The following is a 21,168-nucleotide window of genomic DNA, read 5'->3' on the forward strand; positions in this document are numbered from 1 at the left end:
GCACCACCGACCGGGCCGGGGCACGGCACCCGCCGCACCCCGGCCCCGGCTGCCCGGTCGTCACAAGCACCCCGCACAGAGGGCCGGACGCTGTCGGCCCCCGGTCTCCGGGCGGCCGTATGACGACGTCATGGTCCGCCCCTGACGGATCCACGGGCGGACCGGTGACGCCGTCCCTGTCGGTCCCGCCCCGCCGCGTGACAGGGTCGTGCCGGCAGGGAGGAGCGGACGTGGAGTACTTCGTGATCGGGTTGCTGGGGCCGCTGTCGGTGCAGGTCGGCGGTGTCCCCGTGGCGCCCAGCGCCGGCCAGCAGCGCAGGCTGATGGCGCTGCTCGCGGCGAACCTGGGGCGGGAGGTCGGCATGGCCGCGATCGAGGAGGAACTGTGGGCGGGACGGCCCCCAGGACGTCCGGCCGCCGCCGTGCAGACGTACGTCAAGGAGCTGCGCCGCCGGATCGGTGACGCCGTGGTGACGCTGCCGGACGCGGTGGACCCGAAGCAGATCCTGAGCCGCGGCCACGGCGGCTACCGCCTCGGCGGGCCGGGCGCCGTCCTGGACGTCCACGACTTCGAGCGGTCCGTGCGCGACGCGTCCCGCGCGCTCGCCGCGGGCGACCACGAGGAGGCGTCGCGCCGGCTCACGGCCGGACTCGCGCTGTGGCGCGGCCGGGCGCTGGACGACGTACGCGGCGGGGGCGCGCTGCGCGCGGAGGCGCTGCGGCTGGACGAACTGCGGCTGACCGCCCTGGAGACACGGATCGGCGCCGACCTCCACCTCGGCCGGCACGCCCGGCTGATCAGCGAACTCACCGCGCTCACCAGCCTCCACCCCTTCCAGGAGAACCTGCACGGCCAGCTCATGCTGGCGCTGCACCGCAGCGGCAGGCAGTCGCGGGCACTGGACGTGTACCGGTGCCTGCGCGCGAGGTTCGTCCGGGAACTCGGTATCGAACCGTCACGCCGGCTCCGGGCGCTGCACCGGTCGGTCCTGGCCGCCGACCCGGCACTGGACCCGCCGGCGCTCGCGGGCCTCGCCTCCTGACGGCCCGTACCGGCCGAACCCGACGCCCGACCGCCCACCCGAGGTTCCCCATGCGACGCATCGCCGCGGAGGCGCGTACGTTCCACCTCCGGTCCCTGACGGAGGACGTCACACTCGACCAGGAGAGCGGCGGGGACGCGCTGGTCCTCCTCAGCCGCTGGGGGACCGACCGCGTCGACCGGCCGTCACCCCGCGTCCGCGAGGTGCTGCGCCGCATGGCCCTCGGGCCGGTGCTGCTCACGGGAACGCCGGAGCCCGCGGACGGCGAACCGGTCGTCCCCCGTGTGCTGGGGCGGCTCTCCCACCTCGTGATCCACACCCTCGGCGTGGACGACCTGCGCGGTCCCCTGCTCTCGGCCCTGCCGGTCGCGCGGCATGCCGCGTTCCCGCGCGTCCGGTTGTCCGAACGGCAGCCGGTGCGTGCGGCGGGTCCGCTGCTGCTGACCACCCGCGGCTCCGGGTGGGTGCTGAAGCACGCCGGCTCGCCGTACCGGGTGATCGTGCACCGGTCGGAAGCGGCCCTGGTGGCCTCCCTCCTGGCCTGGCCCGTGACGCCGGGGGCGGCGTCGGCCGCCCTGCGGCTGCCGCCCCGTGTCACGGCGGCCGTCATCGGCCACCTGGTCGCGGCGGGGATCGCCGAGCCGGTCGGACGTCCGGCGGACTGAGCCCGCCGCCCGGGCGGCCTCACACGAGCCAGTCGGACTCCCGCGCTATGCGGATCGCGTCGACACGGTTGCGCGCGTTCAGCTTGGTGACGACGGTGGTCAGGTAGTTCCGCACGGTGCCCGGGGTCAGGTGCAGGGCCGCGGCTATCTCCACCGCCTCGTGCCCCTGCGCGGCCAGTCGCAGCACCTCCGTCTCCCGCTCGGTGAGCGGGCTCTCCAGGCCGTCCCACGCGGCGAGCGCCAGCTCGGGGTCCACGACCCGCTGTCCCGCGTGCGCCCGGCGCACCGCGTCGGCGAGCCGTTCCGGGGATTCGTCCTTGAGCAGGAACCCGGAGACCCGGGCGGCCAGCGCGCGTCGCAGGGTGCCAGGGCGGCCGAGGCTGGTGAGGATCAGGGTCCGGCACGAGGGCATCTCCTCGTGCAGCCGCGCGGCGGCGGTGAGCCCGTCGACACCGGGCAGGTCGATGTCGATGACCGCGACGTCGGGCCGTGTGGCGCGGGCGGCCGCCAGGATCTCGTCGCCGCGCGCGAGTTCGCTCACCACGTCGAGATCGTGCTCCAGGCCGAGCAGGGCGACGAGGGCACCGCGCACCATGTGCATGTCCTCGGCCAGCAGGATGCGGATCACGGCGGTGCTCCGTTCGTGCGGTACGGCGTCCGCCCGAGCGTAGCAACCGCTCGGGCGCGCCCGGTGGCTGCGCTCAGGACGCCGGGCCGGTGTGGACGCCGGGGGCGCCGGGCGTCCGCTGTGCCGCCCGGCCGACCGGTGCCTCGGCGACGAGCAGGAACGTGCCGTCCGGAGCGCGTCGCCACGTCAGGGTGCCGCCGACGGCCCGCAGCCGGGCGGTCAGGTTGCCGAGCCCGCTGCCGCCGTCCGGCTCGGACGGGCCGGACGGCTCGCCGTGCGCGCCGTCATTGGTCAGGGACAGCCGCACGACCCCGTCCACGGCGGCCGCGTCGATCCCGCAGCGGGTCGCGCGGCTGTGCCGCAGCACGTTCGTCACCCCCTCGCGCAGCACGGTCGCGAGCGCCGTGTCCACCGTGCCGCTCACGGTGCCGAGCCGGACGTCCGCGTGCACGGTGATGCCCGCGGCGTCCAGGGTGGTCCGCGCCGAGCGGACCTCCTCCTCCAGCGACAGGTCCCGGTAGCCGCTGGCGACCGCGCGGACATCGGCGAGCGCCTGGCGGGTGATCACGAGGACGTCCTCGACCTCGGTCACGGCGCGCCCCGGCTGGTCGGGGATGAGCCGCCGGATCAGCTCCCCCTTGAGCGCCACGGCGGAGAGGCTGTAGCCGAGCAGGTCGTGCAGGTCGCGGGCGAACCGCAGCCGCTCCCGGGAGACGGCCGCCCTGCTCAGTTCCTCCCGCGTGTCGTGGAGCGCCCGGACGACCTCGGTGAGCCGGGTGAGGCCGTAGGTGACCAGTCCTGTCAGCAGGGTCGCCTGGACGTAATAGACGATGGTGCGGGGCGGATCGCCCCACTGGATCCCCGGCACGAGCAGGCTGATGCCGACGAGCCCGTACAGCGGCCATGCCCACGGGGGCGGCAGGAGCAGCAGGATCGATCCGGCGAGGAACCCCGCCATCGATCCCCAGGCGCTGTCGAAGACGACGAGCGGGAGGTACGTGAGGGCCGCCTGCAGACCGAGCGTCCAGCCGGTGCGGCGCAGCGGTGCCCGGCGGGCGCCCGGCGCGGAGTGCACCAGTTGCAGCGCGTAGACCGCCGCCATCGCGGCGAAGGCGGCCGCGGAGCCGAGGGGCGACAGGCCGGCGTCCCCGATGTTCATGGCCGTGATGCCGAAGTAGCACAGCAGCGCGACGTGCAGGATCGTCCGGGCCATGCGGGGCGCGGGCGGTTCGTCGCGTCGCGGCATCCGGGGTCCCTCCGCCGGTCGGGATCGGGACTAGGGAGCTTAGTCGAGTACGTGTACGACGTGATCGGCGACAGTGAAACCTCAGAGCGCCCTCAGCCGGGTGCGCGACGGTGGCCGCATGAGAGGCACACAGGACTCCCCGGACGGGGAGACGGACGCCGTACGGCTCGAAGCCGTGCGCAAGGTCCATGGCAGACGGAACGCGGTGACCGCCCTCGACACCGTGGACGTGCGGCTGGCGGGCGGCAGTTTCACCGCGGTGATGGGCCCCTCGGGGTCGGGCAAGAGCACCTTCCTCCAGTGCGCGGCCGGCCTCGACCGGCCGACGTCGGGATCCGTGCACCTCGACGGCGTGGAGCTGACCCGGCTCGGTGAACGCCGCCTGACCCGGCTGCGCCGTGAGCGCATCGGCTTCGTCTTCCAGGCGTTCAACCTCCTGCCCGGACTGACCGTGTCCGACAACGTCACCCTGCCGCTGCGGCTGGCCGGCCGCCGTCCCGACCGGGCCGCGGTCCGGGCCGTGCTCGACCGGGTGGGCCTGGGCGACCGGCTGCGCAGCAGGCCGGGCGAGCTGTCCGGCGGCCAGCAGCAGCGGGTCGCGATCGCGAGGGCGCTGGTCACCGGACCCGCGGTGGTCTTCGCGGACGAGCCCACCGGCGCGCTCGACACCCGGACCGCGCAGGATGTGCTCGACCTGCTGCGCGACACCGTGCGGCAGGACGGCAGGACGGTCGTCATGGTCACGCACGACCCGGTCGCCGCCGCCCGCGCCGACCGCGTGCTGTTCCTGACGGACGGGCGGATCACCGATGAGCTGGACCGGCCCACGGCGGACGCGGTGGCCGGGCGCATGGCGCGTCTCGGCCGTCCGGCGGCCGACCGGCACATCACGGCCGGGGGTCCGCGGTGAGGATCGCCCTCGGCAACCTGCGCCATCACGCGACGGGCCACATCGCGTCGTTCATCGCGCTGTTCCTCGGCGCCACGGTCGTCATCGGCTGCGCGGGGCTGCTGGAGACCGGCATACGGAACGCCGCCCCGCCGCAGCGTCTCGCCGCCGCGCCGATCGTGGTCGCGGGTGACCAGCGGTACCACGGGACCGAGCAGGAGTTGGTGTACCCGGAGCGGGTGCGGCCCGACGCGGGCACGGCCGGCATCGTGGCCGCCGTCCCCGGCGTCGCGGACGTGGTCACGGATGTCTCCGTGGCCGCCGTGCTCCACGGCGGCACGGACGTCACGGCCCACGGCTGGTCGTCCGCGCGGCTCACGCCGTACCGGATCGCGGAGGGCGAGCCGCCCTCGGGGCCGGACGGGATCGTCCTCGGCGAGCAGCTCGCCCGCGAGGCGGGGCTGCGGCCGGGGGACCGGGCCGGACTGCGCGTGAACGGCACCCCGCGGGACTACATCGTGTCGGGCGTCGCCTCCGGAACCGGGGACGGCGGCACCGTCTTCCTGGCCGACGCCGAGGCCGACCGCCTCACCGGCCTGCTCCCGGGGCGTGCCGGCACGTTCGACGTCGCCGGCGTGTTCCCGGAACCCGGCGCCGACATCGACCGGGTGGCCCGGGACGTCCGCGCCGCCGTCGCCGAGCACCCGGTGGCCGACCGTCCCCTCACCGTCCTGACCGGCGACGGGCGGGGCCGGGCCGAGGACCCGTCGGTCATCGCGGACGGGGGCGACCTGGTGCCGCTGGCCGCCGCGTTCGGCGGACTGTCGGCGATGGTCGCCGTCTTCGTGGTGTCGGGCACGCTCGGCCTGGCGCTGCGCCAGCGGCAGCGCGAGACGGCCCTGCTGCGGGCGATCGGCGCCACACCGGGCCGTATCCGCCGCATGATCGCGGGCGAGACCCTGGTCCTCGCGGTGCTCGCGACGGCACTGGCCCGGTACCCGGGGGAGCGGTTCGGGCGGTGGCTGCTCGGCGAGTTCGCCGACGCCGGGGTCGTCCCCGATGCGATCGCCTACCGTGCCGGCTCCCTGCCGCCGGTCCTCGGCAGCGCGACGGTGCTGCTCACGGCGCTGGCGGCGGCCCTGGTCGCGGCGAGCGGCGCCGCGCGGACCCGGCCGGCCGAGGCGCTCGCCGAAGCCAGTGTGGAACGCCGCCCGTTCAGCCGGATCCGGCTGGTCACCGGCGTGCTGTGCCTGGCAGGCGGTGCGCTGCTGGCACGGGGCACCGCCGGTTCCGACGGCCCCGACGCCGCCGGGGTCGCCACTCCCGCGGTCATGGTCTGGGCGGCGGCGGTCGGGCTCCTCGGTCCGCCCCTCGTGCGCACCGCCATGGCCCTGCTGCGCGGCCCGGCACGGCGGGTGGCCGGGCTCGCCGGGGAACTGGCGGTGGAGAACACCCGTACCCGGCTCTCGCGCGTCGCCTCGGCCGTCACACCGATCATGCTCGCCACCGGGCTCGCGCTGAGCCTCGTCCTCATCCACAGCAGCGAGGAGGAGGGCGCACGCCGGGCGTCCGAGGAGCAGGTGCGCGCCGATCTCGTCGTCTCCCCCGGCGCCGGCGGCCTGCCGTCCGACCTCGTCGAGACGATCGGGGAACGGACCGACGTCGCCGCAGCGACCGCGCGGCTCACCAGCACCGGCTTCCTCGAACCCGCCACCGACCCGGCCGCCGCGCCGCCCGCCGACGAGGAGGAGGCGGGTCCGCAGCCGACCGAACTGCCGCTGTGGGGCGTCACACCGGACGGCCTCGACCGCACGACGTCCTTCACGGCGGCCGAGGGCAGCCTCGCCGACCTCGACGGGGACACCATCGCCCTGCCCACGCGGTACGCCGCCGGGCTCCGCATCGGCGACACCGTCCCGGTACGGCTCGGCGACGGCGCCCGGGTCCGGCTCACCCTGGCCGCGACCATCGAGGCACGCCCCGGTTACGAGACGGCCCTCGTGCCCGTGTCCCTCCTGCTCCCCCACACCGACGCGGGCGCGGTCCGGGAGATCCTGGTGCGCACGGCGGCGGGCACCGACCGCTCGGACGTGGCGGCGGCCATCGAGGCCACGGCCGGCGTGCGGGCCGACGGACGGGAGACGCTCGCGGCGGAGCGGGACGGGACCCAGACGACGATGGCGAACCTGGTGCTCGGGGTCGTCGTCGGCTACGCGGCGATCGCCCTGGTGAACGCCCAGGTGCTGGCGACGGCCGAGCGGCGCCGTGAACTCGCCCTGCTCCGGCTCGTCGGCGCCGGACGGCGGCAGGTGCTGCGGATGATGACGGTCGAGTCGACGCTCGTCGCCGTGGCGGGCATCGGACTCGGGGCGCTCGTCGCGGGGGCGACGCTGGTACCGGTGGCGCTGAGCCTGCTCGACTCGGTGCTGCCCGCCGGTCCCGCGTGGCTCCCCGCCGTGGTGGCCGCGTCGGCGCTCCTGCTGACGGCCGCCCCCACGCTCCTCGCCTCCGGCGCGGCGCTGCGGCACCGGCCCGGCGCCGTGGTGGCGACACGGGAGTGAACCGCCCGGGTGTGCCGCGCGACCCGGCTGTCGGCGCGGCACACCGGCGCCCGCGCCACGGCGCCAGGTTGAGCGGGGGTCCCGCCCGCGCGTAGGCTGCCCGGCGTGATGAACCCCGAGTCCGACCATACGGAGCCGCCGGCCGCCCGGCGGCGGGTCGTCGACTGATCGGTGAGTGACACCGGCCGGACCTCCGGCCGGACCCGCCTTCGCGCGGCCGGACACGCGCTCCGTGTGTCCGGTCCCTTCCCGCGATCCCGGCACACGGAAGATCCCCGTCCGCGTCATCCGCGCTGGAGTCGATTCCGTTGCCCCTGTTCATCCATGCCCTGGCCCTCGCCGTCTTCGCGCAGGGCACCTCCGAGTTCATGCTGTCCGGCCTGGTGCCGGGCATCGCCGACGGCCTGTCCGTGCCGGTCGGCGCCGCCGCGAGCCTCACGTCCGCCTACGCCGTCGGCATGATCGCGGGCGCGCCCGTGATGGCCGCGCTGAGTGCCCGGTGGCCGAGGCGGCGGGCGCTTGCGGCGTTCCTGACCGTGTTCGTCGCCGTCCACGTCCTGGGCGCCGTCACCACGAGCTTCCCCGTGCTGTTCGGCACGCGGGTCGTCGCGGCCGTCGCCAACGCCGGTTTCCTCGCGGTCGCCCTGTCCGTCGCCACGGCCGTCGTACCACCGGAGCGGCACGGCAGGGCGATGGCCACGCTGCTGTCCGGCGTGACGCTCTCGTGCGTCGCGGGCGTCCCGGCGGGCGCGCTGCTCGGTGAGTGGTGGGGCTGGCGGTCGGCGTTCTGGGCCGTCGCGGCGCTGTGCCTGCCCGCGCTGGCGCTGGTGTTCAGGTCGGCGCCGGCCGGCGCGGCGCGGCGGGACAACGTACGGGTCCGGCGGGAGCTGCGCGCGCTGCGGTCGCGTCCGGTGCGCCGCGCCCTCGTCCTCGCGGCGCTGGTGAACGGGGCGACGTTCGCGACGTTCGCCTACCTCGCGGTCATCGGCACGGACGCGGCGGGCCTGCCGGACGGCGCGGTGCCGGGGCTGCTGGCGGCGTTCGGCGCGGGGGCGTTCGCGGGCGTCACCGTGGCGGGCCGTACGGACGGCGGCCGGCTGCTCGTCGTGCTGTGCGCGCTGCCGGCCGGCTGGGCGGCACTGGCGCTCACCGGCGGGCACGCGGGATGGCTGGTCGTACTGGCGGTCGTACAGGGCGGCCTGTCGTTCGGCGCGGGCTCGACGCTGATCACGCGCGTGGTGCGGGCGGCACACGAAGCACCGTCGCTGGGCGGCTCGTTCGCGACGGCGGCACTGAACACGGGCGCCTTCACCGGCCCTCTGCTCGCCGGCGCACTCACCGGGGCAACGGGCGACTACCGCCACGCGGCCTGGATCAGCTCGGCACTGTCCCTGACCGCGCTCGCCGTCACGACGATGGGGAGGGGCCGTCCGACCTCGTGACCGAGGCATGGGCCAACACGCCGACACACCGCGACCGGGGAACGATTTCCGGCCGCACGAGCGGCGCCATCCGGCCACTCCGGGCGTAGGGTCGCACCACCCCCACCAGCGCGAGGCCCCCGTAGGCAGCCCCCTGCCTCCCCGAGCGGGGGCCTCGCCCACCTACAGGGCCTGAAGCGCCGCCAGGATCAGCGCCCGCGCGTCATCGCCGTACACCGCGAGCCGCCGCAGTTGGTCGAACGCTTTCAGGTACAACGCGACCTCGCTGGGCTGCGTGATGTTCACCTGCGCTGACACCAGCTCGACGGACACGAGCCTGTCGTCGTAGATGTGGAACGTCTCCACCGGGCGGATACGGCGCGCCGGCGTACTGGCGGGCACCACTCCGAGGGCCACCGCCGGCAACGCGCCGGCCGTGAGGAGGTGGCCGAGCTGCGCGGCCATCGCCGAGGAGTCCCCGATCTGATGCCGCAAGACGCCCTCCTCGACGAGCAGCACGAAGCGGTGCCCCCGCTCGTAGATCACCCGGGACCGCTCAGCGCGGGCAGCAGCCGCCTCTTCTCCGTCGTCGGGCACTCCGCGGAAGTCGGCGATGCCACTCAGCAGGGCGGCGGCGTACCCCTGGGTCTGGAGGAGCCCAGGGATGAGCGTGGAGGAGTACACCTTGAACGTCCCGGTGTCCCGGAAGAACTGAACCCAGTTCTCCTGTAGCGCCTTGAGTCCGTTCCGTACCTGGTGGCGCCACTCGGTGTACGCCGACTCGGCGTTGAGGGACTGCGCGATGACGTCGGGCACATCCTCCTGATGGCCGCAGGCGCGGCACCAGGCGTCGATGTCCCGAGCGGACGGCGCCGTACGGGCGTTCTCGATCCGGGATGTCTTCGCGTGATGCCAGCCGCACCGATCGGCCAGCTCAACGACCGTCAGCCCGGCGCCCTTGCGCATGTCGCGGAGCCGCCGGGCAACGGCGGCACGGGCAGCCTGAGCGGATGACGACGGGGAGAGGGACATGGGCTGGCCGATCGGTGTGCGTATCAGTGGATTGCGTAGGAGTCGTGCGGGGTGGCGCGGTCCCACACCGCTGCGAACGCCTCTGCGCAGAACTTCGCGGCGGCGGGGTCGTCGGTGATCTCCTCGCCGGTCCAGGTGCCGTCGCCCGCGAAGTGGTTCCAGTGGACCCACGTCTCGTCGAAGAGCCAGAAGTCGTTCCCGGGCAGAGCGATGTCCGAGGCTCGTCGCCTCGGCAGCCAGCGCACCTGTTCGCCGGCCGCCACGTTGGTGAAGGTGAAGCTGTGCTCGAACCGGATGTACTCGCTGACCGGCTCGGACACGATCCGGGCTCGGCGGACGACGACGCCGCGCGCGACGGTGGTCTCCATGAGGTCGAGCCAGGGGCGCCACCAGGAGGCGCGGTCGTCCGGGTCGAGGCGGTGGCCGTCCCGCCAGGCGCGGAACCCGGCGTCCTCGTAGTCGACGGCGTAGGAGTCCCGCATCTCCAGGTGCACGGCGGAGTGCCGGCAGTTCTCGATCAGCTCATCGAACGTGGGTGGCGAGGTCGAGGTCATCGCATGCCTTCCTGATCACGTCCGTCATCCTGGCGGGGATGCGGATCACGGCCTCGTTCTCCGGGATGCCCGTGGCGTGTCCGGGGACTTCGGTCGCCGCACAGGCCTCCTCGAGGGCGGCGTCCGGCTTCCAACCCTGGAGCACGAGTTCCCTCGCGTCATGGTCGACCCATACGGTGGGGCTCTGTTTGTCGCCTGTGTTGGGGTCGATCCCGATGAACACCAGCTGCATGACGGCCTCTTGCCCGTCAGCCTGATGGCGTGGCGAGACGGGCATCAAGGGCGCATTGCAGCAGTCACGTGTATCGGTGATGCACACGCACACTTCTGCACATCGGTGGCGCTCGCGGGCGCCCCCGCACACACCCCACTCCCCTGATCCGGCGGCGTCTTCGCGCCGGCCATGAGCCGGAGGCGCCGCCACCGACCCGCCCCGGGGCGGCGGCCGGGGTGCGCGCGGTGACGCGAATGCCCAGTGCACGACAGATGCCCGGCCCAATGACCGGGGCCAGTACCGTTCGATCGGCTGTACGTGGACACATCCGCCTTGTCATGGCGGCGCTCCCCGCCCATGGCCGACAGGGAGCGCCGCCGGTTCAATGCCGGGCGGTGGTCACCTCCCGCCCTCCGGCACCACGTCCCGGACGGCCGCGCGCAGCACATCCACCGCATCGGCGGCGATGGCACGCGCGGCGTCCCGCTCCAGCTCCGCCGCCGGGCGCGCGGCGGCGACGGCGGCGGGGAACAGCCGTTCCACGGCGGGCCGGATGTCCGCCAGCGCGTCCTCCCCCAGGTCGGCGAGCCGCCGCACGAGGCCGTCGGGGACGATCTCCGGCCAGTAGTGCAGATCGCCGCGTCCCGTGGAGGGGTGCGCGAGGAACGGGACCAGCCGCTGCCCGACCAGGCAAGCGCGGCACACCTGGTACCCGTGCCCGGGGCCGGCGGCCGTCTCCCCCGCAGCGACGGTGGTCAGCGGCCCGCCGGTGGCCTCGCAGTACATGCAGCGCGCCCGCGCGCCCGCCGCGACGGCCCGCAACTCGTCCACGGCTGCGGCGATCCCGTGTTCGGCCCCGGCCCGCACGGCACCGAACAGCCGCGTCACCACCGGCCCGAGCGTCACTCCGGGCGCCAGGTCGGCCAACTGCTCCACCGTTTCGTCCGGGACCGCGACCGGCCACTGGTGCGGCTCGCCCCGGCTCGTCACCGGATGATGCACCACAGGGATGAGGCGGCAGCGGACGAGACAGTCACGACACGCGTGCTGCGACCACCCCGTACCGGACCCGCTCTCGACGAGCGAGATCGCCGTCAGCACCGGCCCCGTCGCACCGCACGAACCACAGCGGACCTCGGCGCTCACGACACGTCCTCCGCATCACCGGCTCCCTCCTCCGCCACCACCTCCGGCGACGACGGCAACGGCACGACCGGCCCCTCAAGACCGGTGATCACCGTGATGTGCGGCTGCTCCTCCCGCACCGGCAGGGGCACGGGCGCGCCCAGATACCAGGGACGACCGTCGTGCGGCGTCCGGCGTGGAACAGGAACGTTCGTTGTCATGTGACGACTCCAAGGTGAGACTTTCCCGAGAAATTACGGAAAGTGCACACCTGATGACAGACGCGGACCGTGTCCTCCCGGAGGGAAATCGAGGCCGGGGGGACACGTTCCATGTCCCTTACTCCGCGTGCAGGAGTGCCGCCAGTTCGCGTTGGTCGCGTGTCATGACCCGCTGCCGCTTCCGTGCCGTTCCGAACACGTCCCGCGCGAGTCGCTGGTGCCGCAGCCACTGCGGGGATGTCCGGGACAGGCCGAGCAGGATCGCCATGGCCTCGTCCCCGGCCCGGAGCGCGGCGTGCGCCTGGGCCACCGTGAGCATGTGCCGACGGCCGAACGTCGCGCCCTTGGGCGGTGGCGGCATCCGGGAGGCAAGCGCCAGCGCCCGGTGCGGGTTGTCGGCCACCATGTGGTTCTCGATGGCCTGGTACGCCACCGTCCGCCAGTCGAAGCGGCCCCAGGTCGCCGTACTGACCGCCTGCCCGCCGCCGAGCGCCACACCGGCGGCACGCGCCAGACGCAGCATGTCCCTCGCCTCACCCGGGCGGTTGTTCCGCGCGGCGGCCGACGAACCGTGGACGAGGAGCTTCCCCCACGCGCCCAGGGCCTCCCGCGACGCCCGGGACAGGCGCGGCTCCGACGCGTCAGCCGTCACCACCGACACCGCCTCGGCCTCATCGAGCCGTCCCTGCCGGATCAGCAGCCATCCCTGCTGGTAGACGGCCGCCGCCACACCGCCCTGGTCGCCCGCCGCAGCCGCGTCCCGCACAGCGTCCCTGAGCGCCATGTGCGCCAGGTCGTACGCGCGGACCTGCACCAGGTAGCGACCGGCCATCTGCAGCACACGGGCGCGCAGCCGCAACGCGTCCCCGTGCTGAGCGGCACCCTCGAAATGACGTACCGCCGAATGCGCCGAGCGCACGAGCGACGGCAGCAACTCGGCAACCGTGCCGTAGTCGTCGCGGTAATAGGTGTCGGCCAGGCCGTCGGCAGTGCGCCACAACCGGCGCAGATCCGGTTCCTCGTCGGCCCCCGTCACGGCGGTCAGCCCCAGCGGCCCGTCGGCGGTCACCGGGGGCGCGATGACCTGGCGGAGGCCGAGGAGCGGCAGATTGTCACCGTCGTCACGCTGTTCACGATGGGGCGCCCCGGCGTCGAGCAGGCGGGACGTCCGTACACCGAGAGCGCGGGCAAGCGCGTGGTAGGTCTCCAGCCGCGCGGTGCCGCCGCGTTCGACCTTCTTCACCACACCGACGCTCAAGCCTGCTTCCACGGCGAGACGTTGCTGAGTGAATCCACGACTGAGACGTACGTCCCGCAGCCTCTCCCCCGGCGAACTGACGTCATACACGGCGATCCCCGTCCAAACCGGCCGACCAGTCACATGCCAGCATAGGCCGCAACTCACCTTCTCCGTAGCCCGATGCGCCCGACGATCAGGTGGGGCCGAGCGTGGTGAGGAGGGCGGTCTCCCTGTCGGGGGCGATGCCGTGCTCGGCCCATCGGGGGTGTTCCACGGGGCGTCCGCCGTCGCGCAGCCACTTCCAGGTGTCCGCGACGGTCTCCCGCAGCGGGCGGCACCGCAGTCCGGCGGCGTGCGCGGTCCCGGCATCCACCGACCAGGTCCCGGGTGCGGTGCGCCAGAGCGGCAGTTCGGACCACTGCCGCACACCGTGTTCGATGAGGAACCGGTCCGGTGCCCAGCGCAGTTCGCCACGTCTGCCGGTGACCGCGAGACAGGCGTCCAGGAACCCGCCCATCGTCTCGTGCCCGATCGGCGCGGCCACGTTGTACGCCCCACCACCCGGGACGGCCGCCCGGTCGAGGGCGAACCGCGCCACGTCCCGCACGTCCACCGGCTGGATCGAGTGCGCCGGCTCCCCCGGCGCCAGGATTGTGCCGCCGCGCTCCGCCCGACGCAACCACCAGGGCAGCCGTCCCACGTACTCGCCCGGACCGAGGATGACGCCGGGCCGCAGAACAACGGACCGCCCCTGTCCGAACGTGCTGACCACCGCCCGCTCGGAACCGGCCTTCTGCATCCCGTAATACGTCGCCGGTGACTCTGACCGGCCGAACTCGTCGTCCGCGTCCGCAGGAGCGGGCAGCAGACGTGACTCCTCGGTGAGCGACTCGTTCGGCCAGCCCGCGTAGGCGTTGACCGTCGACACGTACACATAGCGCCCGGCGACCGGTTCCAGTGCGCGAGCGCCCGCCAGCACACGGCGCGGGGCGAAATCCGCACTGCTCGTGTCCACCACGGCGTCCCAAGGCCCCGCATCAGCCAGATGCTTCAGGTCGTCCTCCGACGTCCTGTCACCCCGGAGCGCCCGGACCCCCGGCACATCGGTGCCCGTGCGGCCACGGCTGAACGTCGCAACATCCCACTGCCGCGCCAACGCCTGCTCCACGACACACCGACCGAGAAACCACCCGCCACCGAGCACGAGAATTCTCATCCGCGTCTGCATACGAAGATGGTGCCCACGCCACGTCAACGACGCCAATGCGGGATTGACGGGAAGAAGAAGTAGACGGCGGCCCCTTCAGGGCTGCCGTTCAAGACACACGACGAGAGGCGGACGAGATGGATCCCGAGCAGGGTGAGGGCGGTTCCGAGGAGTCGGAGGAGTGGGTCGATCCGCGTTACGCGTATCTGGTCGAGGAGTTCGACCGTGCGCGTGCGCGGGCCGGTCGGCCGCTGCGGTTCTTTCTGTACGACCCGCCGGGGCGGTCGTCTTCGGCGTGATCCGTACGAGGCCCCGGCCCGTGGGCCGGGGCTCACCGCTGTTCGGTCAGGTGGTGTCGGGTGGGTGCAGACGGGTTCGAACCGCCGACATCCGCCTTGTAAGGGCGGCGCTCTACCGCTGAGCTATGCACCCCCGGGATTGAGGGCACAGCCTACATGGCCCCCGGCCCGGCCCGGCAAACGCGGGTGGGTGGAAGAATGGGGCACAGGGAGATCGATCGGGTCGTCGTGGGGAGAGGGACACGTGGCCGCTGGACGTCGTACGCGGGGACCCGTGCCCCCCTGGCCGGTTCGGTCACCGTCCGTGTCGGTCCGGCGCCTGGTGCGCCTCCATCTCTCACTGGCCGTGCTCATGCCGGTGATCTTCAGCGGCGGGTCCCGGCCGTGGCGGCGCGGGCGCGCCGAGGACGTGCGGGCCGCCGCGCAGGAGGCCAAGGACGCCGCGGCCGCCGCGTTCTACGAGGTGGACACCGCGCAGCGCGACCTGCGGATCGCCGTCGAGACGATCGGGGCCGCCGACACCTCGCCCGAGGCGGCCCGCGCCGTGGCCGACTTCGACGCGCTCGCGGAGCGCGTCGACCGGCTGAGCGCCGCTTACATCCGCACCGTGGACACGCACGACCTCGACGCCGAACGGCTCGACGGCGGCGCCGCGCAGCGGGCGTTCTCCGGCGTGAAGTCGGACCTGGAGCGTGCGCGCGGCGAGCTGGCCCGGTTCGCCGACCGTGTCGCCCCCCTGCAGGAACGTGCCGCCTCCCAGCTCGCGCAGGTCGGCCCCGCCGTGGAGCGCGCCAAGGAGGCCCTGCGCACCGCGACGGCCGCCCTGGACGCCGCCCGCGCCGGCGGCCTGCGGACCGACGAGCAGGCCGCGGCGCTGGCCGCCCTCGGCCCCGACCTGCGGTTGCTCGGCGAGGGCGCGGGCCGGCACGGCGTGCAGGCGACGATCCGCCGCGCCGACGCCGTACGCCGCCGCGCGGGGGCGCTGGCCGCCGAGGTGGAACGGCTGCCCGAGCAGGCCGCCGAGATCGACCGCCGCCTGTCGTCGCTGCGGACCAGGGCGGACGCCGTCGAGCACCACGTCGCGCGCGTCGAGCCGGTCCTCAGCGAGCTGCGGCGCCGCTTCAGCGCGCCATGCTGGCGCGACCTGCAGACGGTGCCGTCCCGTGCGGCCGAGTCGGTGGCGGCGGCACGCGACCGGCTGCGGGAGGCCGCCGGGGCGCGGGCGGAGCAGCGGTTCCGTGCCGCGACGACCGGGCTCGCCGCCGTCCACGGACTGCTCGACGGCGCCCAGGACGGCCTCGACGCCGCCGAGGACCGCCTGGAGCGGCTGAACGAGGTCGCCGCCGACGCCCGGCCCGAGATCGACAGGACCCGGTTCGCCGTCCGGGACGCGCAGCGCCTCGCGATGACGGGCCGCACCGTCCCCGACCCGCGGCACGCCGGGCCGCTGGACGCCGCCGCGGCGCGCCTCGGCCGGGCCGTCGCGGCGCTTGAGCACGGCGGGCGCCACCCCGACTACTGGTCGTTCCTCACCGAGACGGAAGCCGTCCGTACAGCGGTGGCGTCCGTCGTGCGGGACATCCGCGCCGGCCGCTGACGGGCGCGGCGCGGGCGTTATGTCCCGCCCTCGACGGGTACGCGGCGTGGGTACCACGGCCACGAGAGGAGGCCCCCATGACCGCTCCCCCGGGCGTCGACCCCCGGTCCCAGCCGCGGCTGCCGGGCGGGCCGCGCACCCTGTTCCGCGGTGCGTCGCTGAACGGGAAGGCGCCGCCCGACCGGCGGCTGAACCTCGTCTACCGCATCGGTTCGGGCCTGATGGGGCTCGCGCTGATCGTGTTCGGGATCTTCGGGCTGTTCTCCGACATCGGGTTCTTCGACACGGGCGACAACAATGTGTGGGGCCTGAACAGCAACGGCGCGCTCAGCGTCCTGTCGGTCGTCGTCGGCCTGATCCTCGTCCTCGGCATGCTGAAGGGCGGGCAGACCGCGTCCAATCTGAACCTGCTGTTCGGGGTGCTGTTCCTGCTGAGCGGCTTCTTCAACCTCGCGGTCATGGAGACCGGCTGGAACTTCCTCGACTTCCGCATGCAGAACGTCATCCTCAGTTTCGCGATCGGCCTGGTGCTGCTGACGTTCGGCATGTACGGGCGGGTCAGCGGCCAGTTGCCGCACGACAATCCGTACTGGCGCGCCCGGCACCCCGAGGCCGACCGGGAGGACGAGCGGCGCCGGCGGCTGCGGGAGATGCGTTCCCCGGAACTCAGCCGCTGTGTGCGGGACCGGGCGCGCGATCGAGCCGTCCACGGAACGCCCGCAGGATCTGCTCACCGCTGAGGACGCCCACCGTGTCGAGCGCGGTGACGTGCGCGGCGCTCCAGCCGCTGTCGGCCAGCTCGCCGTGGCCGGGCCGCCAGCCCAGGTCGGCCGCGAGCAGCAGGTCGGCGTCGAGGAGCGAGTCGCCCGCGGCGACGACGGCGGCGGCCCCGGTGCGGCGCGCGACCTCGGCGACGGCGGCCGACTTGGTGAGCGGGCGCGGCACCGTGTAGAGCTTCCGGCCCTGGAGGGACACGGTCCAGCCGCGCGGCTCGGCCCACGCCGTCAGCTCCTTGACCCAGGTGTCGGGGAGGAGGGCGCGGTCGACGACGAGGTAGCCGAACAGGTCCTCGGCGTCGCGTTCCTTCAGCAGCCAGGCCGGGTCGGTGGTCGCGCGCAGGCGGTCGGCGATCTCGGCGCGGGGGGCGCAGTCGGCGGCGATGGCGCGGCGGACGGCGGCGTTCCAGTCGTGGTCGGTCTCCCCGTCCACGAGGAGGTGGCCGCCGTTGGCGCAGATCGCGTACCGCGGGGTGGGGCCGGGGAAGTTGATGCGGCGGTACTGGAGGCGGGTGCGGGTCGTGGTCGGTACGACGACGGCGCGCGGGTCGTCCAGCAGCGCGGCGTAGAGCCCGGCCGCCGTCTCGGTCATGAACGACTGCGGCCGCCCCTCGTACACCTCGACGCACAGCAGCCGGGGCGCGGCGGCGTCCGGTCCCGGCAGGGCGAGCGCGGCGGGCGAGTAGATGAGGGTGCGGTCGAGATCGCTCGCGATCACGGTGGGGGACGCGGTCACTGGGCCGCCTTTCCGTCCGCGCCGGTGGCGCCCTTGGTGTAGCGGGGGTGGATCAGGCCGACGCAACTGTAGGGGAGGCCGTCGGTCTCCTCGACGGGCACGCCGCGCTGTTCGGCCAGCAGCCGGATGTGGTCGAGGTCGCTGCCGGCGCCCCTGCGGGCGAGGACCCGCCACGGGACGCGGCGCAGCAGGACGCGGGTCGTCTCGCCGACGCCGGGCTTGACGAGGTTGACGTCGCCGATGCCGTAGGCGTCGCTGATGCGTTCCACGGCGCGCCAGCCGTCCCAGGTGGGGGTGCGGTCGGCGGCGAGGAGGGCGGCGGTGTCGGCGGTGACGCCGGCGGCGACGGCGGGGTCGGTGAACCGGGCCGCGACCGTGTCGACGAAGTGCCGGGACACGTCGGCGGCGGCCAGTTCGCGGTAGTGCTTGCCGCCGTGGAAGTCGTCGGGGCCGACGAGGTCGGCGCGCAGCACGGTCCGGGAGATCAGCCCGGAGACGGTGGAGTTGAGGCAGGCGGACGGGATGAGGAAGTCGTCGCGCGTGCCGTAGGTGGTGACGCAGCCGCCGGGGTCGGCGAGGACGGCGAGGCCCGGGTCGAAGCCGGGGAACGGGGCGAGGGCGGCGGCGAGTTCGCGGGTGATGGCGCCCTTGCCCGTCCAGCCGTCGACGAACACGACGTCGGCCGGGTCGTGGTGGGCGGCGAGCCAGCGCAGGGCGGCCGTGTCGATGCCCTGGCCGCGCACGATGGAGATGGCGTAGTGCGGCAGGTCGATGCCGTGGGCGTGGTGCGCCCAGCGGCGCATGAGGACGCCGACGGGGGTGCCGGCGCGGGCGAGGGAGACGAGGACGGGCCGGCGGGGGCGCGTTCGGCGAGGACCGCCTCCGTGACGGTGCCGACGGCGCGGGCGACGCGGCCGGCGGACGTGTCGAGGGCGGCGTGGAAGAGCCGCTGGTACTCGGGGCTCGGCTGGTACTCGACGGGCAGGGACTCGGCGTAGTGGGCGCCGCCGGACTGGATGGCCTCCTCGCGTTCCTCCGCGGGGGCCTCCAGCGTGACGTCGGAGAGGTCCTGCAGGAGCCAGCCGACGTCCTGCGGGTCGTAGGAGGAGAACGCGGGGCCGCGCAGCGGTTCGGCGAGACGGCGGTCGGGGACGGTGGCGACCAGGAGGTGCGGGGTGTGGGCGGCGAGGCGGTCGAGGAGGCCGCCGGGGGCGTGGAGGGCGGGGGTGTCGCCCGCCGTGTCGGTGATGACGACGACGGCGTCCCAGGGCCGGCCGGCCACGTTGTACGCGTAGCGGGTGCCGGGTCCGTCCGCCGGGTCGTCGTGGGCGGGGAACGCGATGCGGGTGCGTATCGCGTAGCCGGGGTCGTCTATGGGGACGACGGGGCTGCGGGTCGTGGTGGAGAACCGGACCCGGGCGGGGCTGCCGGCGCGCTCCAGGCCGTCGGCGAGGGCGGCGGCGACGCGCAGCGGGGCGTACATCAGCTCCTCCGTGCCGAGGACCAGGATGTCGCGGGCGTCCGGCGGGAGGGCTGTGGCGACGCGGGCCGCGATGCCGGGCAGCGCGGCGGTGAGGCGCGCGGTGTGGGCGGCGGTGAAGCCGTGCCGGCCGCTGTCCGGGACGCGCGCGGGCCAGCCGAGGTCGACGCGGACGGCGGCCGCGCGTGCCCCGGCGGCGGTGGTGTCCACCGCGCGTGCCTCCGCCTCCGCGACCAGCTCGGCGGCCCGCCCCAGCACGTCGGCGGGCAGGTCGACGGCGCCCCGCACGAGCGCGGCGACCTCCACGGTGGCGCCGAGCTCGGCGGCGAACTTCGCCAGCGCGGCCCGGTCCGCGTCCGTCCGCATGTCCACGAGCGCCGCGACGACGTACCGGGTGCGGGGGCGGGCGCGGTGCAGCGCGGCGATGGTGTTGCGGACGGTGCGGCCGGTGCTCAGCTCGTCGTCCACCAGGACGAGCGGCCCGTCCCCGGTGAGCAGCGCCGGGTCGGACGGCAGCAGCAGGTGCGACGTGTGGTGGCTGTGCTCCTCCTCGAAGCCGCCCGCCGGGACGATCCCCGGCACCGGGCGGCGCGTCGAGTGCAGGCAGGCGGCGGCGCCCAGGCCGTCGGCGACACTGTGCCCGAGCCCCGTGGCGGTCTCCGCGTAGCCGAGGACGACGGCGCGGGGGGCGTCGCCGTCGTCCAGCAGGTCCCGCACGAGCCCGCCGAGGCGCACCCCGGCGGCGTGCACCGTGCGCGGGTCCTGCGGCACGTGCTTGCCGAGGACCGTGGAGACGAGGAGGTGGGCGCGCTTCGGGTTGCGCCGCAGGGCGAGCCCCAGGAGGTCACGGGTGCCGGGGCCGCGCAGCCCGACACCGAGCCGCCGGGCGACCCACTCCCCCGTCCATATGCCGTCCGCGCCGGTGTCCGCTGTCGTGTCCGTCGTGGTGGTCATGCGATTCCTGCCGCGAGAAGGTCCACGAAGTCGACGCCCTCCCTGGCGACGCCGAACACCTCGGCGCGCAGCATGGTGCGCTCGGCCCATGCGCGGTGGGGCTTCACTTCGTTCATCTTGTTGGTGTACGCCGAGCGCAGCACGCCCCCGCCGTCCGGGCCGGTGCCGAGGATGTCGGCGGCGTCGCTGAACTCCTCGTGCGTGACGACGGACAGCGCGTGCACGGGCGCCACGTGCGAGGGGTGGATGCAGGTCTTGCCCAGGAGGCCGTTGGCGCGGTCGAGGCCGATCTCGCGCAGCAGCCCGTCCATGTCGTGCTCGATGAGGCGGGTCCGCAGGTCCTCGGCGCGGCCGGTGAACGGGCTGTTGCGGAGCTGCGGCTTGAACATGCGCCGCTGCGGCCTGAAGTACTCCCACACCGGGCCGGTGACGGTGAACCCCGAGCCGTCCGCGCGGCCGAGGACGTTCACGACGTCCGCGATGACGGACGCGACGAGGTGCACGTCGTACGCCGTCATGTCGGGGGTGCGGCGCAGGCCGTACGCGGAGCAGAAGTCGGTGACGCCGAGGCGGACGGCGGGCACGCGGTCCCGGTACTTGTCGAGGACGAGGGCCGCGCCGCGCAGGCCGTCGGCGCGGGTCTCCATGTGCAGCAGCTCGGGGGATTCGAGGACCGGCATGGCCAGCAGCCGCCGCCCGCACACGACCTCGGCCGCGGTGAGGGCCTCCAGGAACGCGGGGCCGCGTTCGGCGGTGAACTTCGGGATGACGAAGCCGGTCAGCAGGTCGGCGCCCGGCCCCATGCGGCGGACGAGGTCCGGGATCTGGTCGGGCGTGCGGACCCGTACGAACAGCAGGGGCGGCTGCGCCGGGGCGCCGGGCGGCGGCGCGTCCCGCCGCAGGGCGTGGAACTGGCGCACCAGGTTCTCCTCGGCGCCGGGGACCTCGGCGTCGGATATGGAGTCCTCCAGGCACAGCACCATCGACACGACGCCGGCGGCGGCCTGTTTGCGGATGTCGGCGACCAGCCGCGGCCGGGTCGCCGGACTGTAGAGTGTCGCCCCGAGAGCGACCCCCAGGGTCCGCACGGGCGATTCCGGTCCGAAATCGGCCGGCTCCTGGTGGAACAGCGCGCGACGCCGCGCAGGCGCGAGATGCCCGTAGTGCCGCATGGCCTACCCCCGGTTTCGAAACACTGCGCCGGTCGCCCCGCTGGCTCACCGGCCGCCCCTCGGCCCATCGTAATCGCGCCAATGTTTCGGAAGTATGGCGACAGGCAG

19 protein-coding genes, 1 tRNA gene and 1 pseudogene are annotated in these 21,168 nt (G+C 74.4%); 8 read left to right on the forward strand and 13 right to left on the reverse strand.

The annotated features are described in order from the left end of the window. The first annotated feature begins 230 nt into the window (after positions 1-230). Positions 231-1,043 carry an AfsR/SARP family transcriptional regulator gene (locus EMA09_RS06460; RefSeq protein WP_240796264.1) on the forward strand — a complete coding sequence of 271 codons (813 nt, stop codon included), beginning with the start codon at positions 231-233 and terminating at the stop codon, positions 1,041-1,043. A 50-nt stretch (positions 1,044-1,093) separates the two neighbouring features. Then, the gene (locus EMA09_RS06465; RefSeq protein ID WP_129839742.1) at positions 1,094-1,708 is read left to right on the forward strand and encodes an NADH oxidase; all 615 of its coding nucleotides are present in this window, start codon (positions 1,094-1,096) and stop codon (positions 1,706-1,708) included. Between the two features lie 19 nt (positions 1,709-1,727). On the opposite strand, the gene EMA09_RS06470 is transcribed toward EMA09_RS06465, so the two are convergent. Both EMA09_RS06470 and EMA09_RS06475 read right to left on the reverse strand, forming a co-directional pair. Beyond that, a complete protein-coding gene (locus EMA09_RS06470) occupies positions 1,728-2,336 on the reverse strand; it encodes a response regulator transcription factor (protein WP_129839744.1) in 609 nt (202 codons plus the stop codon). A 73-nt stretch (positions 2,337-2,409) separates the two neighbouring features. Beyond that, on the reverse strand, positions 2,410-3,582 hold the full coding sequence (locus EMA09_RS06475; RefSeq protein WP_240796265.1) for a histidine kinase: 1,173 nt from the start codon (positions 3,580-3,582) through the stop codon (positions 2,410-2,412). Positions 3,583-3,700: 118 nt separating this feature from the next. Between EMA09_RS06475 and EMA09_RS06480 the strand changes: the two genes are divergently transcribed. The 3 genes from EMA09_RS06480 to EMA09_RS06490 all read left to right on the forward strand — a co-directional run bounded on the left by EMA09_RS06480 (position 3,701) and on the right by EMA09_RS06490 (position 8,474). Next, on the forward strand, positions 3,701-4,492 hold the full coding sequence (locus tag EMA09_RS06480) for an ABC transporter ATP-binding protein (RefSeq protein WP_129839746.1): 792 nt from the start codon (positions 3,701-3,703) through the stop codon (positions 4,490-4,492). Beyond that, positions 4,489-7,032 carry an ABC transporter permease gene (locus tag EMA09_RS06485; protein WP_129839748.1) on the forward strand — a complete coding sequence of 848 codons (2,544 nt, stop codon included), beginning with the start codon at positions 4,489-4,491 and terminating at the stop codon, positions 7,030-7,032. The genes EMA09_RS06480 and EMA09_RS06485 overlap by 4 nt, the downstream gene beginning before the upstream one ends. Positions 7,033-7,340: 308 nt before the next feature. Further along, positions 7,341-8,474, forward strand: coding sequence for a Cmx/CmrA family chloramphenicol efflux MFS transporter (locus EMA09_RS06490; RefSeq protein WP_129839750.1), 1,134 nt, complete (start codon positions 7,341-7,343; stop codon positions 8,472-8,474). Positions 8,475-8,636: 162 nt separating this feature from the next. On the opposite strand, the gene EMA09_RS06495 is transcribed toward EMA09_RS06490, so the two are convergent. The 7 genes from EMA09_RS06495 to EMA09_RS06525 all read right to left on the reverse strand — a co-directional run bounded on the left by EMA09_RS06495 (position 8,637) and on the right by EMA09_RS06525 (position 14,055). Further along, positions 8,637-9,485, reverse strand: a complete 849-nt coding sequence (locus tag EMA09_RS06495) for a helix-turn-helix transcriptional regulator (protein ID WP_129839752.1) — start codon at positions 9,483-9,485, stop codon at positions 8,637-8,639. A 23-nt stretch (positions 9,486-9,508) separates the two neighbouring features. Continuing rightward, complete coding sequence (locus tag EMA09_RS06500; protein WP_129839754.1) at positions 9,509-10,039, reverse strand: DUF6879 family protein; 531 nt, start codon at positions 10,037-10,039, stop codon at positions 9,509-9,511. Continuing rightward, a complete protein-coding gene (locus EMA09_RS06505) occupies positions 10,008-10,271 on the reverse strand; it encodes a hypothetical protein (protein WP_129839756.1) in 264 nt (87 codons plus the stop codon). The genes EMA09_RS06500 and EMA09_RS06505 overlap by 32 nt, the downstream gene beginning before the upstream one ends. A gap of 381 nt (positions 10,272-10,652) precedes the next feature. Continuing rightward, entirely contained in the window at positions 10,653-11,243 is a 591-nt protein-coding gene (locus EMA09_RS06510; protein WP_129839758.1) for a hypothetical protein, read from the reverse strand. 152 nt (positions 11,244-11,395) lie between these two features. Further along, positions 11,396-11,599 (reverse strand): hypothetical protein, encoded by a 204-nt coding sequence (locus EMA09_RS06515; RefSeq protein ID WP_129839760.1) that lies wholly within the window; start codon positions 11,597-11,599, stop codon positions 11,396-11,398. Between the two features lie 118 nt (positions 11,600-11,717). Then, positions 11,718-13,004, reverse strand: a complete 1,287-nt coding sequence (locus EMA09_RS06520; protein ID WP_346655812.1) for a helix-turn-helix transcriptional regulator — start codon at positions 13,002-13,004, stop codon at positions 11,718-11,720. A 28-nt stretch (positions 13,005-13,032) separates the two neighbouring features. Continuing rightward, the gene (locus tag EMA09_RS06525) at positions 13,033-14,055 is read right to left on the reverse strand and encodes an NAD-dependent epimerase/dehydratase family protein (RefSeq protein WP_168220651.1); all 1,023 of its coding nucleotides are present in this window, start codon (positions 14,053-14,055) and stop codon (positions 13,033-13,035) included. Positions 14,056-14,183: 128 nt separating this feature from the next. Here EMA09_RS06525 and EMA09_RS28215 point away from each other — a divergent pair, with 128 nt between their 5' ends. Further along, positions 14,184-14,345, forward strand: a complete 162-nt coding sequence (locus tag EMA09_RS28215) for a hypothetical protein (RefSeq protein ID WP_168220652.1) — start codon at positions 14,184-14,186, stop codon at positions 14,343-14,345. Positions 14,346-14,406: 61 nt separating this feature from the next. Here EMA09_RS28215 and EMA09_RS06530 read toward each other — a convergent pair. After that, a tRNA-Val gene (locus tag EMA09_RS06530) sits at positions 14,407-14,478 on the reverse strand. Between the two features lie 171 nt (positions 14,479-14,649). Here EMA09_RS06530 and EMA09_RS06535 point away from each other — a divergent pair. Together EMA09_RS06535 and EMA09_RS06540 are read left to right on the forward strand one after the other, a co-directional pair. Next, complete coding sequence (locus EMA09_RS06535; RefSeq protein ID WP_129839763.1) at positions 14,650-15,942, forward strand: hypothetical protein; 1,293 nt, start codon at positions 14,650-14,652, stop codon at positions 15,940-15,942. Between the two features lie 77 nt (positions 15,943-16,019). Beyond that, on the forward strand, positions 16,020-16,682 hold the full coding sequence (locus EMA09_RS06540) for a DUF4383 domain-containing protein (protein ID WP_129839765.1): 663 nt from the start codon (positions 16,020-16,022) through the stop codon (positions 16,680-16,682). Here EMA09_RS06540 and EMA09_RS06545 read toward each other — a convergent pair. The 3 genes and pseudogenes from EMA09_RS06545 to EMA09_RS06555 all read right to left on the reverse strand — a co-directional run bounded on the left by EMA09_RS06545 (position 16,609) and on the right by EMA09_RS06555 (position 21,060). Further along, positions 16,609-17,454 carry an HAD family hydrolase gene (locus EMA09_RS06545; protein ID WP_129839767.1) on the reverse strand — a complete coding sequence of 282 codons (846 nt, stop codon included), beginning with the start codon at positions 17,452-17,454 and terminating at the stop codon, positions 16,609-16,611. The two genes, EMA09_RS06540 and EMA09_RS06545, sit on opposite strands and share 74 nt — an antisense overlap. After that, a pseudogene (locus EMA09_RS06550) lies at positions 17,451-19,888 on the reverse strand (phosphoribosyltransferase). The gene EMA09_RS06545 and the pseudogene EMA09_RS06550 overlap by 4 nt, the downstream one beginning before the upstream one ends. Further along, on the reverse strand, positions 19,885-21,060 hold the full coding sequence (locus EMA09_RS06555; protein ID WP_129839768.1) for an HpcH/HpaI aldolase/citrate lyase family protein: 1,176 nt from the start codon (positions 21,058-21,060) through the stop codon (positions 19,885-19,887). The pseudogene EMA09_RS06550 and the gene EMA09_RS06555 overlap by 4 nt, the downstream one beginning before the upstream one ends. Positions 21,061-21,168: the final 108 nt, after the last annotated feature.

Origin of the sequence: Streptomyces sp. RFCAC02 (genome assembly GCF_004193175.1) — a bacterium.
Classification (GTDB): domain Bacteria; phylum Actinomycetota; class Actinomycetes; order Streptomycetales; family Streptomycetaceae; genus Streptomyces.